The organism is Rhodococcus sp. IEGM 1409, assembly GCF_030056735.1.
Lineage (GTDB): Bacteria > Actinomycetota > Actinomycetes > Mycobacteriales > Mycobacteriaceae > Rhodococcus_F.
The window spans coordinates 1-12,326 of sequence record NZ_JASHKN010000019.1 but is presented as its reverse complement, the minus strand read 5'-3'; the positions used below and the strand labels follow the sequence as shown (position 1 = coordinate 12,326).

10 protein-coding genes are annotated in these 12,326 nt (G+C 61.0%); 7 read left to right on the top strand and 3 right to left on the bottom strand.

From position 1 onward, the window contains the following. Positions 1 to 371: 371 nt before the first annotated feature. Both QM716_RS29110 and pdxA read right to left on the bottom strand, forming a co-directional pair. Positions 372 to 1,139 carry a DeoR/GlpR family DNA-binding transcription regulator gene (locus tag QM716_RS29110; protein ID WP_283307715.1) on the bottom strand — a complete coding sequence of 256 codons (768 nt, stop codon included), beginning with the start codon at positions 1,137 to 1,139 and terminating at the stop codon, positions 372 to 374. A 27-nt stretch (positions 1,140 to 1,166) separates the two neighbouring features. Further along, positions 1,167 to 3,419 (bottom strand): 4-hydroxythreonine-4-phosphate dehydrogenase PdxA, encoded by a 2,253-nt coding sequence (pdxA, locus tag QM716_RS29105; protein WP_283307714.1) that lies wholly within the window; start codon positions 3,417 to 3,419, stop codon positions 1,167 to 1,169. A gap of 212 nt (positions 3,420 to 3,631) precedes the next feature. Here pdxA and QM716_RS29100 point away from each other — a divergent pair, with 212 nt between their 5' ends. The 7 genes from QM716_RS29100 to QM716_RS29070 are packed head-to-tail and all read left to right on the top strand — an operon-like array spanning position 3,632 to position 10,624. Further along, the gene (locus QM716_RS29100; RefSeq protein WP_283307713.1) at positions 3,632 to 5,209 is read left to right on the top strand and encodes an ABC transporter substrate-binding protein; all 1,578 of its coding nucleotides are present in this window, start codon (positions 3,632 to 3,634) and stop codon (positions 5,207 to 5,209) included. Positions 5,210 to 5,213: 4 nt separating this feature from the next. Then, positions 5,214 to 6,215, top strand: a complete 1,002-nt coding sequence (locus QM716_RS29095) for an ABC transporter permease (RefSeq protein ID WP_283307712.1) — start codon at positions 5,214 to 5,216, stop codon at positions 6,213 to 6,215. Then, positions 6,215 to 7,162, top strand: coding sequence for an ABC transporter permease (locus tag QM716_RS29090; protein WP_283307711.1), 948 nt, complete (start codon positions 6,215 to 6,217; stop codon positions 7,160 to 7,162). The genes QM716_RS29095 and QM716_RS29090 overlap by 1 nt, the downstream gene beginning before the upstream one ends. A 3-nt stretch (positions 7,163 to 7,165) precedes the next feature. Further along, a complete protein-coding gene (locus QM716_RS29085; RefSeq protein WP_283307710.1) occupies positions 7,166 to 8,008 on the top strand; it encodes an ABC transporter ATP-binding protein in 843 nt (280 codons plus the stop codon). Beyond that, on the top strand, positions 8,005 to 8,871 hold the full coding sequence (locus tag QM716_RS29080) for an ATP-binding cassette domain-containing protein (protein WP_283307709.1): 867 nt from the start codon (positions 8,005 to 8,007) through the stop codon (positions 8,869 to 8,871). The genes QM716_RS29085 and QM716_RS29080 overlap by 4 nt, the downstream gene beginning before the upstream one ends. Beyond that, positions 8,871 to 9,830, top strand: a complete 960-nt coding sequence (locus tag QM716_RS29075) for an aldo/keto reductase (RefSeq protein ID WP_283307708.1) — start codon at positions 8,871 to 8,873, stop codon at positions 9,828 to 9,830. Before QM716_RS29080 ends, QM716_RS29075 begins: the two co-directional genes overlap by 1 nt. A gap of 32 nt (positions 9,831 to 9,862) precedes the next feature. Then, positions 9,863 to 10,624 (top strand): HpcH/HpaI aldolase family protein, encoded by a 762-nt coding sequence (locus QM716_RS29070; protein ID WP_283307707.1) that lies wholly within the window; start codon positions 9,863 to 9,865, stop codon positions 10,622 to 10,624. Between the two features lie 62 nt (positions 10,625 to 10,686). Here the strand turns inward: QM716_RS29070 and QM716_RS29065 are convergent, their stop codons facing one another. Further along, the gene (locus tag QM716_RS29065; RefSeq protein ID WP_283307706.1) at positions 10,687 to 12,111 is read right to left on the bottom strand and encodes an aldehyde dehydrogenase family protein; all 1,425 of its coding nucleotides are present in this window, start codon (positions 12,109 to 12,111) and stop codon (positions 10,687 to 10,689) included. Between the last annotated feature and the right edge of the window lie 215 nt (positions 12,112 to 12,326).

Genomic DNA, 12,326 nt, shown 5'->3' with positions numbered 1-12,326 from the left:
ATCACCACGACCCTACGGCCGCCGCTCCGGGGCAACTTTCCCAGCCTATCCCAACATGGTCACCGGCGCAAACCGGAACCTTGTGAAGAAAAACTGGAGGTGAAGCACAACCATACACGATGGAAACTACTTCGAAATTTGGTCAGGCACTTCGTACAACCTCGTGTCACTCGCTGTGAAGCGGGAGTCGGTGTCCGTGTCGCTCTGACTTGGAATAAGTTACGCGTCCGCTGAAGTCTTTGACAAATCCTCAGGTCAGGGACTCGAGGTTGCCCGTTTCCCCAGCTAGATCCCCTACGGCGACCCAACTTCGTCGATTCGGACAACATGTGACGCCGGACACCACGGCCCGTTGGCCAACCGTCGCGGACTCACACCACTTGGACACTGATCCCCGCGGCCTCGAACAACGCGACCTGCTTTGCGTCTACCCCAGCATCGGTGACCAGCACGGCCCCCGGCGGTATCGGCGCCCACGCATGGAAAGGACGTTCGCCGAGTTTGGCGGAGTGCGCGAGTATGTAGACCTCGCCGGCACGCTCGATCATCATTTCCTTGAGCCGGGTCTGATCGAGCTCAGCTTCACAAATGCCCAGGTCAGCGGTAACTGCGTCGGCGCCGAGGAATGCCTTGTCGAACGACACCCTCTGCAACGACGCTTCGGCGAGTGGTCCGACAAATCCTTGGCTGAGCGGCCTCAAGGTGCCGCCGAGACATTCGACTCGGACACCATCAGCGTCGGCTAGCGCTTCGAGCGCTGTCAGCCCTGCAGCGATCACCGTCAAATTCGTCACGTGACGTAAAAACTCGCCCATCGCGCCCACAGTGGTGCCTGCATCCAGGAGCACGGTTTCTCCGGGCCGGACCTGCTCGGCAGCCCACTCTGCAATCCCCCGCTTGGCATCGAATCCCTCCATCGCTCTCTGACGCAGAGATGATTCCGGATGGGGATTGATTGCAATTGCCCCGCCATAGGTGCGTGCGATGAGTCCCTGAGCAGTCAACTGACTCAGGTCTCGACGGATAGTCGACGCGGTGACCCCGAACTGAGCCGAGAGGTCCTCGACGCTGGCCAGACCACTCGTGCGCGCAAGTCTTGCGATTTCAGACCGCCTCGCCTCCGACTCCCGGATGGCCATCGCTCCTCCCCCTACGAACTCTGGTGCTTACTTGGAAACGAATGTGCTGGTTGCCAATTCGGCCGCCTGCCGCAGCGCTTCGACCATACTACCGGCCTCGGCGATGCCCTTACCGGCAATATCGAATGCGGTTCCGTGATCGACGGAGGTTCGTATGACCGGCAAGCCCACAGTGATGTTGACCCCGGCCTCGATACCAAGGACCTTGACCGGGCCGTGTCCCTGATCGTGATACATCGCGACGATCAAGTCGTAGTCACCACGGCCGGCCAGGAAGAACGCGGTATCCGCCGGCAGAGGACCGTGGACGTCGATTCCTTCTGCCTTCAACAGTTCAACGGCGGGGATGATCTTCTGCTCTTCCTCCCCGTAACCGAAGAGTCCATTCTCCCCTGCGTGCGGGTTGATCCCGCAGACGCCGATCTTCGGAGACGAATTTCCGGTGCGCACCAACGCTTCATGACCTCGACGAATGGTCCGCTCCACCAGACCCGGTTCGATCCTGGCGACCGCGTCGAGCAGTCCGATGTGTGTAGTCACGTGAATGACCTTGAGCTTGGGCGTCGACAACATCATCGACACCTCCTCGGTGCCGGTCAGGTGCGCAAGCAATTCCGTGTGACCAGGGAAGATGTGCCCTGCCGCATGCAGCGCTTCCTTGTTCAGCGGCGCGGTGCAGATCGACTGAACTTCACCGCGAACAGCGAGTTCGCTTGCAACTCGAATGTACTGATAGGCCGCATCTCCCGCGACTGCCGACAGTTCACCCCACGCGAGATCGTCAGGTAGCAAGTCCAGATCGATGACGTTGATCCGTCCATCGATGAATTCAGCATCCTTGATCTCCTCGACGGCGACCACGTCGACGTCGATTCCGAGCACCTCGGCGGCCAGACGCAGGCGCTTCGCGTCGCCGACAACAACCGGGCGGCAACGCTTTCTCGTTTCGTCGTCGAGGAGTGCGGGGACGATCACTTCCGGCCCGACGCCGGCGCCGTCGCCCATCGTGACAGCGATCAGCGGCAGTGGGGTGGATTCGATTGACATGGGATTGACCTCGTTGTCTGAAGGTTTCACTGAAGGTGGACTGTCCGGAGCGGCAACCGAAGTGGGGTGCGCGAGAAACTCCGTTATGGAGCAAAGACTGTGTACATCCCCGAAACTCCCTGGCCGCGTGACGATGTACCGACCGGTGTGATCGACGGAAAGAACAGCCCCGTGTTCGATTTCGTGGACCGGTGACAGATTGTCGATCCGGAGGTGGTCGAGAACGCTGCGCGCGGTTTCGCCACCGGTGAGGACCAAGTCAATCGGGTGTTCGTCGCCGGCGAAGCCTTCATCGACGGCACCGATCAGCTCGGCGAGTGCCTTAGCGAGATGGACGGAATCTGACGGCACGACTGGTCCACTCACCGAGACCACCACGCTCCCCTGCTCCAATGCATTCAGAATCGGCACCGGATCGAGTGAATGTGCCAGGAGTTCAGCACTGTTCACCTCGATGTGGCGCGTACCTGCATCGCGAAGCAACGCCACCTGGTCCCTCGCCGATACATCCGCTGTCCCCACAACCACCAAAGTGCATCGAGAATCACGAAGAGATGGACGCACGATTGGCGACTGCACGGTCCTTATTCGGGCCACTGCCGCTGCGAGCGCGGATGTTCCTACCAGACGAGCCTGCGGAATCTGCTGTGCTGCAGCCACAATCAGATCAAGGTCATCTTCGGTCTCGACGTCGCAGATCACCACCGACCCACCCTCCGAGGTCGGTAAAAGAACCTGGCCCAATCTTCCGGAACGAATGTCGGCCAGCGATACGCCAGAAGTGATTGCCGACGGTCCGAGCGCCTCTGCAATCGATCGAGGCGGTGGCATCAACTCTGCGCGCCACAGGTCGGTGGCGTGCAGCGCAACCCCCTCGACGAACACCACTCCGCCTCGCACCGTGCGCCCCTGCCTTGGCAATCCGGCGGCGACGATTACCGGAGATCCGTCGAGGGAGAGCTCCGCAACCTCCGCAGCCACGTTGCCTCTGAGTAGAGAATCGATCTTCTTCACGATTTCGGAGCCTGCGGACGATTGCAGAACTGATCTCACGTCACGAGAGGCTCTGGTGGGGTCGGATCGTCGTGAATGCAGATCGAAAACTGTCACACCCGATTCATCAGGCTCTCCCGGACCGAGTCGAAGCGATATTCCGGAACTTCGGAGCAGAAATCCTGCGGCTGACTCCGCAGCTCCAGAAAGATCATCAGCAATGATTACCAGCGGTTTCATCGAATTCCTCGACCCCCTTTCGGTCTGAATCGAGTATGCACAGCATCGCAATCGATGCGCGAAGTACGCAATTGAAGTTACGGGACTTGCGCGAACTGCGCAACAGTGCCATTGTGAGCTGAGTTACAAGCGAGAGCCCGAGACGATTGTTCACCAACAATCCGCTCGGAGAGTCGCCCCCACGCTGCCCCGTCAGGATCGAAAGGTCACCGATGACCAATACTCGTTTGCGAACACCACAGCTCTCCCGGCGATCCTTTCTGCAGTTCACCGGGCTGATCGGTGGCGCAACGCTTCTGGGCTCGACTGCCGCTTGCGCCGGCCCCACCGGGAAGCCGACGCGGGACACCCTGGCGCTCGGACTCAACCGTTCACTCGTCAGCCTCGACAACAAGCTCAACCAGTTCGATGCAGCAGTCACGGCGCAACGTGGCGTCAGGCAGGGGCTCACCCGGATCGGCGACAACCTCACGCCGCAGCTCGTTCTCGCCGACAGGTTCGAATCGACCGGCCCCACCGAGTGGACGGTTCGACTCCGCGAGGGCATCCGTTACTCCGACGGCACACCCGTGCAGATCGACGACGTAGCTACCGCCATGCAGATGTACCAACAGGTCAGTGGATCGTTTGTCGCTCCGCAGTTCCCCGAGTGGCCGACGGTGGTTCCGATCGACGAGCGCACATTCATCCTCCGAACGAACTCCCCTGTACCTGTTCTGGACTCGCTCATGTCCAACATCTTGATCACCCCGTCCGCGGCCAACGAACCTAACGAGCTACAGAGCGGAATCGGGTCCGGACCGTTCATCGTCAGCGAATCAAACCGGGGCACAGGCGATTACACGCTTGTCGCCAATGACAATTACTGGGGACCCGCTCCCGGCGTTCGCCGTGTCCAGGTCCGCTTCATTCCCGAAGAGGCCGGCCGCGTCGTCGCTCTTCGGAGCGGCGAGGTCGACGTCATCGATTCGATCAGTCCGGATTCCGCCGAACAACTCGCCGACTTACCCGGCGTCCAGGTGGACACCGTGCCGAGCACGCGCATCAACCAGTTGTTCTTCAACTTCCGCAAGCCCGCCGATCACCCACTGTCCAATCCGCGTGTCCGCGAGGCACTGACCTACGCCATCGACGGCGAGTCGCTCGCCCGGGACGTACTGATCGGGTCCGCGGTGCCTGCCACCGGTCCAGCCCCGTCCACCTTGGATGGAGCTGTGAAAACCGGCACCTACCAATATGATCCACTGAGGGCCCGGCAGATGCTCGACGCCGAGGGCGCAAACGACCTCGAACTCACCTTCATCTGGGAAACCGGCGAGTTCACCAACGACGTCTCTGTGATGGAATCGGTGCTCGAGATGATGAAGGCAGTCGGAGTGCGCGTCAAACTCCAGCAGTTCGAGCCGGGCGGAGACATCTCGTCGTGGCGTCAGGGAAAGACCGGAGATTGGGATGTCCTCGGCAACGGTTACGGAAATCAGACCGGACTCGCCTTGACCACCCTTCAGGGGATGTACGCGGGCACAGCGGAGAAGGAAGCAACTCGCGATACCTATCACGGGTACGTCTTCCCCGAAATCACCGCGAAGATCCAAGCGGCATCCAGCGAACCGGACCCGACCAAGCGCGCCGCTCTCCTCGATGCAGCGCAGCAGGACATCTGGGAGACCTGGCCTTGCTTGTGGAGCTTCGTACCGAACGCTCTGCTTGCGAAACGTACTCGTGTTCAGAATGTTTCACTGACCCCCATCAACTCCTACGACCTCGGCGCCGTCCGATTGGAGGCCTGAGGCGATGACTCTCACCGCTCCGAAACCGCACACGTCACTCGGAATCTCCCCGCGTCGTGCAAAGGTGAACCCGACCGTCAAATACGTGCTCAAACGTCTCGCACAGAGCGCACTGACGATCTTCCTCACGCTCACAACAGTATTCGTCCTGATACGGATGGCACCGGGCGATCCTGCCTACGCTTTGGCCGGCCCCTTGGCCAGTACAGAAGATCTCGCACAGATCCGTGCTGACATGGGCTTGGACAAGTCGGTGTTCTCCCAGTACCTGATCTACCTGTGGGATCTCCTTCACCTGAATCTCGGCACGTCATACTCGTTCCAGGCGCCGGCCATGGACGTCGTCCTCGGCAGACTTCCGTACACCATCACCCTGGCTGTCAGCTCCATCCTGTTGACCGCTGTGCTCTCGATTCCGTTGGGCGTGTGGATGGCCCGCCACGCGGACACCCGACGCGAACTCGGTGCGAACGTCGTGGCCGTCGGCGGACAGTCCATGCCGGAGTTCTGGAGCGGCCTGATGCTGGTGACGATCTTCGCGGTTCTCATCCCGGTTCTACCTGCCGCCGGATTCACCACGTGGCCGTCGTTGATCCTGCCCACCGTCACTATCGCCATCCTTCAGATCGCGTTGATCTCCCGGATGGTTCGGCGCGAAATGGTCTCGGCCTTCGCTTCGCCGTACATCACCGTCGCACGCTCTCGCGGTGTATCCGAACGCGAACTTACCTGGCAATATGCGATGCGTAACTCGGCAATTCCCATCGTCACTGCGCTGGGCACCAGATTCGCGGGAATGCTGAACGGCGTTGTGGTGGTCGAGGTCGTGTTCGCCTGGCCAGGTGTCGGCTCCCTGGTGGTACGCGCGCTCGAGACGCGCGACTACCCCCTTATCCAGGCCACCGTGCTTGTCACTGCAGTTCTCGCCGTGCTCGTACAACTGGCAGTGGACCTCCTCTACCCCCTCCTGGATCCACGCGTGCGACTCGGAAAGGGCGCCAACTGATGACTACCGTCTTGGAACCTCCCACAACTCCACGTCCCAGCGCGGTTACAGAGGCAGACTTCGCGCGCGCCGGAGCCACACGTCGTAAACGAGACAGCCGGGTCAAGATCTGGGCCGGCTCGATCTGCGCGCTGCTTGTGATTCTTCCCGTTGCATTGGCCGGGTTGCTCCCCCTGGCAGATCCGAACCAGACCAATCTGAGCCGTCGGCGACTCGCGCCGCTCACCGACGGCCATCTGTTCGGCACCGATCAGTTGGGACGAGATCTCCTCTCGCGAATCCTGCACGGCGGCCAGGTGTCTTTGACAATCGGTATTCTCGCCGTGATCGTCTCCGGTGTCATCGGCATCGTCGCCGGATCCGCCGCGGGGTACTTCGGCGGCTGGGTCGACACCGTGATCTCCCGCCTTCTCGAGGCGCAACTCTCTCTGCCTCTGCTTATGATGCTGCTTCTCGTCGTTGCCCTGTTCGGCCCGTCCATTCCCGTGATCACCTTCGTCATCGCGATCGCGCAGTGGCCCGAAGTCGCCCGACTGACACGCTCGCTGGTACTCGTGGAACGCGAAAAGCCCTATGTCGCAGCGGCTAGAGTTCTCGGACTTACTCGCATGGCCATCCTGCTTCGTCACGTCGTTCCGAACATCGTCAAGCAGGCATCGCTCGTCGTCCTGCTTCTGCTAGCTCAGGCCGTTCTGTTGGAAAGTTCCTTGAGCTACCTCGGCGCCGGTCCTCAACGTCCGTTTGCGACCTGGGGCCGAATCATCGCCGACGGACAGGACTACATCACGACGTCGTGGTGGATCGTCACGTTGACCGGTCTGATGATCGTGCTGCTGGTGGTCGGAGTGAACCTGCTCGGCGACGGCCTACGCGATCGTCCGGCAGGATCGAAGCGACTGGGCGCAAACCTGTTCGGGCGTGGCAGCGCCCAGAAAGAGAAGGGTTGAGTCATGGGCAATCTACTTCGGGTCGACGACCTCCAGATCGAACTCGTCACCGCAACCGGAGTCATCCGGGCCGTCGACGGCGTCACCTTCTGCATCGACGCAGGCGAAACCGTCACCATCATCGGTGAATCCGGCTCGGGTAAGTCGACGACCGCCATGGGTATCCTCGGGCTCCTGCCGGACGATCTTGCCGTTCTCTCCGGCAGAGCGGAGTTCAAAGGCCAGGATATTCTCGGAAAAACGAAGATCCTGAACGAGATTCGTGGAAGACACATCGCCCTGATCCCCCAGGACCCGATGACGGCATTGAGTCCGGTCCACACCGTTGGAAGCCAACTCCGAGAAGCAGTACGGCACAGTGGGATTACGGCCAAGAAACAGCAGGTTGAACGAGCCGTCGAACTACTGGAGCAGGTACGCATTCCCTACCCGGAGCAGCAGCTCGACAAGTATCCGCATCAACTCTCCGGTGGAATGTTGCAGCGCGTCCTGATCGCCGGAGCACTTGCTGCCGGTCCAGCCCTCATCGTCGCCGACGAGCCCACCAGTGCACTGGACGTCACCGTCCAGGCCGGCATCTTGGACCTGTTGCTCGAGTTGCAGGAACGGACCGGGATCGGAATGCTGGTCATCACTCATGATCTCGGAGTTGCGCGGCTGGTCTCGGATCGGATCTACGTCATGAAGGACGGCCGTTTCGTCGAGACCGGCGGAGCCGAGGACCTCGTCAACAAGCCGCAAAGCGCTTACACACAAAAGCTTCTCGACGCTATTCCTCACCTCGGCCCTTGGGATGGCGATCCGGCCACCAAGTCCCAGCCGACACAGATCGGAGCCTCGGCATGAGCCGCCACGAAACGCCACTTCTCGCCGTCGAAGATCTCGTGGTCGAATACCCGGTTCCCGACGGAGTCTTCCGAGCGGTCGACACAGTGAGCTTCTCGGTCGAGAAGGGCAGGACACTTGCCATCGTCGGTGAATCGGGTTGTGGCAAATCGACGATTGCCCGTTCGATCGTTCGGCTCCTGACCCCGACCAGCGGACGCATCCTCGTCGACGGCGTTGACATCGCGCAGATGTCCGAGAAGTCGCTGCGCCCTTTCCGTTCTCGCGTGCAGATGGTGTTCCAAGACCCGTACGGATCACTGGACCCCCATCTCACTGCCGAGGACATCATCGGAGAACCACTCCGCCTCAAAGGCGTTCGAAGCAAGTCAGAACGCGCCAAAGCTGCAGCAGAACTCGTCGATCGCGTTGGCCTGCCCACCTCTGCACTACACCGGCGTCCAGCAGAGTTCTCCGGCGGTCAGCGTCAGCGCATCGGAATCGCCCGGGCACTGGCCAGCGGACCCGAACTGTTGGTGTGCGACGAAGCCACCAGCGCCCTGGATGTTTCAGTCCAGGCGCAGGTGCTCGAACTGCTGCGAGAGATCCAGTCCGATACCGGGTTGACGTACGTTTTCATCTCACACAACTTGGGAGTGGTGCGCGAGATCAGCGAGACGGTGGTTGTGATGTCGAAGGGCACCATCGTCGAAAGCGGGTCCACAGAAGCAGTTCTCGCCAGCCCACGCGAGTCGTACACCCGCGCACTACGTGGTGCGGCCCTCGACCCCACCACGATGGTCGGGATCAAACCACGCCACGTAGTGGCCGCACTGTCCAAGAACTTGCTGGCCAAGCAGATCGAATCACGAGGAGTTGCCTGATGACCGCCCCACTCGAGCTTCCGAAACTGGTGCTGGGCACCATGACCTTCGGGGATACCGTCGACGTTGCGGGTGCGGGCGCGATGCTCGACGCCGCACTCGACGCCGGTATCTCTCACATCGACACGGCCAACGGCTATGCGGGCGGCGAGTCCGAGCGCATGCTGGCAAAACTGCTCCACGGCCGACGCGATTCCATCACTCTGGCCACCAAAGCAGGAATGCCACACCCCGATGCCGGCGACAACAGCCCACTCTCGGCAAAGGGGCTCAGGGCAAGTGTCGAAGCAAGCCTGCGGCGGCTCGACACCGACTACGTCGACCTGTTCTACCTTCACCAGCCGGACCGAACCGTCACACTGACCGAAACTCTCACGACCGTCGCAGAACTGGTTGCGGAGGGCAAGATTCGCACACTCGGCGTTTCCAACTTCGCAGCCTGGCAGATCAGCGAAATCAACTACACCGCAGACACAGTCGGCGCTCCTCGACCGATCGTGGCACAACAGCTCTACAACTTGCTTGCGCGTCGCATCGAAGAAGAGTACGCAGAATTCGCGGAAGTCACCGGACTGACCACAATGGTCTACAACCCACTCGGCGGTGGACTGTTGACCGGACGTCACACTTTCGAGGAAAGCCCCTCCGACGGCCGATTCGGCGACTCCCGTCTGGCATCGATGTACAAGGAGCGGTACTGGAACACGCAGATATTCGACGCGATCGCTCAGCTGACGGCGATCGCAGAGCAGTCGGGCATCTCCATGACCGAGCTTGCGTTGCGCTGGCTGGTCAGTAAACCCGCAGCGGGGTCAGTGCTCCTCGGCGGATCCAAAGTCGCACACCTCGAATCCAATATCGCGGCTATCGGGCGAGGACCACTGGACGCCTCGATCATCGAAGAGTGTGATCTCGTCGGTTCCGCGCTGCGTGGTCCCATGCCCAACTACAACCGCTGAACACCCCACCTTCACCAGGAGAGCTCTCCGCTATGTCAGCACAACAATTCGCCGCACGCATCCGAGGACGCGAACGCATTCTCGGATACTGGTCCGTCATCGACAGTCCGATCTCGACCGAATGGATAGCGCACGTCGGCTGGGACTACATCGCCCTCGACATGCAGCACGGCTTGATCGGCTATTCGGGGATGGTCGCCGGACTCACCGCAATCGACTCGTCACCGTCCACCGTCGGGATGGTGCGCGTCGAGGCAAACAACCCGACGCCTATCGGACGAGCACTCGACGCGGGCGCTGTCGGCGTCATCGTTCCCCTGATCAACAATGCCGAAGAGGCCGCGGCCGCCGTGGCGGCCGCCAAGTATCCGCCATTCGGCATCCGCTCTTACGGGCCCATGCGCTCGCAACTCCGTATCGGCCCCGTTCCCGCCGACGCGAACCGCGACACTGTCGTCTTCGCGATGATCGAAACCCCACAAGGCCTGGAGAACGTCGAAGAGATCTGTGCTGTACCCGGATTGGACGGCGTGTATGTCGGACCGTCCGACCTACGAATCGCCGTCGGCGGTAAGCATTCCAACGATCCGGATGTGTCCGAGGAATTCGAAGCCGCGCTCGCCCGTGTGCGCGAAGCTGCCGCCGTCAGCGGGGTGGCTGCCGGGATCCACACACCTTCCGGCCAGGTTGCTGCACAACGCCTCGCGGAGGGCTACACCTTCGCGACCGTAGCCTCCGACCTGACGCATCTGGCGAATGTCTCGGCTCAGCATCTGGATGCAGCCAAGTCCTGATCCGGGTACAAAAATGGCGATGCTCCCGTACTTGGTACGGGAGCATCGCCATTCTCGAACGACTAACGCTGAATTGCCTTGATCTCGAGGAACTCTTCGAGCCCGAACGTGCCTGCCTCGCGTCCGACACCCGACTGCTTGTATCCACCGAACGGCGCATTGATGTTGAACGCACCGCCGTTCACCTCGACCTGCCCGGCCCGCAGCTGCCGTGCGACGCGATCCGCGCGATCGGGGTCACCTGACCAGACCCCGCCGGCCAAACCGTATTCGGTCCCGTTGGCTATCCGCACTGCGTCGGCCTCGTCCTTGTAACCCATGATCGAGAGGACCGGTCCAAAGATCTCCTCGCGCGCAATGGTCATATCTTCGGTCACATTCGCGAACACCGTCGGCCCGACGAAATACCCACTGGCCAATCCGGTTTCGCGACCGTCGACAACCGCAGTGGCGCCCTCGGCTACGCCCTTCTCGATGTATCCGCGAACGCGCCCCAGCTGATTCGCGTTCACCAGAGGTCCAAGCACCGAAGTGGGCTGAGTCGGATCACCTACCTGGAAATGAGTGGCTACCGCAGCAGCAATTGCCGCTGCCTCGTCCATCTTCTCCGAGGGAACCAACATGCGCGTCAGCGCCGAACAGGTCTGGCCCGAATTGATGAAGCACTTTGCGACGCCATCCGTGACAGCCTTTTCGAGATCGGCGTCGTCCAGAATGACGTTCGCGGACTTGCCGCCCAGTTCGAGCGAGACCCTCTTGATGGTGTCCGCAGCCACGATGGCCACTCGCTTGCCGGCCCGAGTCGATCCGGTGAAGGAGACCATGTCGACTTCGGGGTGGCCGGCGATGGCTTCACCCACTACCGGGCCGTATCCGCTCACCAGGTTGAATACACCTGCAGGCAAACCGATTTCGTCGAAGATGTCAGCGAGAGCGTACGTGATGAGAGGCGCAACCTCAGTAGGCTTGAGAACCACGGTGCAGCCTGCGGCGAGCGCACCGCCAACCTTCAAGACAACTTGGTGGAGCGGGAAGTTCCAGGGAGTGATGGCGCCGACAACACCCGCCGGTTCGCGAACAATCAGCGAATTCCCGACCTCGTGTGCGTCGAAATCATAAGTGCGGGCCAATTCAGCAAATGCATTCAAATTCGCCAGCGGCATTCCGATTTGTACGGGCTTTGCGAATCCGATCGGCATGCCCATATCCTGCGAAACCAGCGCCGCAAGATCATCGGTACGCTCGGCAATTAACGCAGCAGCTTTGGAGAGATATTCGGCGCGCTCGCCGCCGGATAGTGCAGACCAAGCAGGGAATGCCTTTCGTGCTGCCTTCGCGGCCGCGTCGACATCTTCGACAGTGCCCTCGGCGACTTTTCCTATCAGCTCTTCCGTAGCCGGATTGAGAACGTCGATCCGACCGCTGCCAGTGGATTCGATCCAGGCGCCATCAACATAGATTTCGGTGCGGTCGAGAATATCGGTCATCGAAGCCTCCGTAGTCATCACGCGTGCACAGGTGAGGTGGGCCCGATCACACGGGGCACCCTCTTCCGAGCCTAGCCACGCTCGACGGATCCCGTGGCAGGTTGGTAGCGCGATTGGCGCTCGAGTGACGAGACTTGCGGTGGGCACGCGCTTTTCGTTCATCGTGTGAACGGTACGTTCGGTCGATCTGAGGCGACGACAGTGTCGTTCGCTCG

Excerpts from the sequence above, each read along its gene's own strand:
- QM716_RS29075 (WP_283307708.1), top strand. The coding sequence starts at position 8,871 with ATGACCGCCCCACTCGAGCTTCCGAAACTGGTGCTGGGCACCATGACC.
- QM716_RS29065 (WP_283307706.1), bottom strand. The coding sequence starts at position 12,111 with ATGACCGATATTCTCGACCGCACCGAAATCTATGTTGATGGCGCCTGG.
- QM716_RS29095 (WP_283307712.1), top strand. The coding sequence starts at position 5,214 with ATGACTCTCACCGCTCCGAAACCGCACACGTCACTCGGAATCTCCCCG.
- QM716_RS29080 (WP_283307709.1), top strand. The coding sequence starts at position 8,005 with ATGAGCCGCCACGAAACGCCACTTCTCGCCGTCGAAGATCTCGTGGTC.
- pdxA (WP_283307714.1), bottom strand. The coding sequence starts at position 3,419 with ATGAAACCGCTGGTAATCATTGCTGATGATCTTTCTGGAGCTGCGGAG.
- QM716_RS29070 (WP_283307707.1), top strand. The coding sequence starts at position 9,863 with ATGTCAGCACAACAATTCGCCGCACGCATCCGAGGACGCGAACGCATT.
- QM716_RS29085 (WP_283307710.1), top strand. The coding sequence starts at position 7,166 with ATGGGCAATCTACTTCGGGTCGACGACCTCCAGATCGAACTCGTCACC.
- QM716_RS29110 (WP_283307715.1), bottom strand. The coding sequence starts at position 1,139 with ATGGCCATCCGGGAGTCGGAGGCGAGGCGGTCTGAAATCGCAAGACTT.
- QM716_RS29100 (WP_283307713.1), top strand. The coding sequence starts at position 3,632 with ATGACCAATACTCGTTTGCGAACACCACAGCTCTCCCGGCGATCCTTT.
- QM716_RS29090 (WP_283307711.1), top strand. The coding sequence starts at position 6,215 with ATGACTACCGTCTTGGAACCTCCCACAACTCCACGTCCCAGCGCGGTT.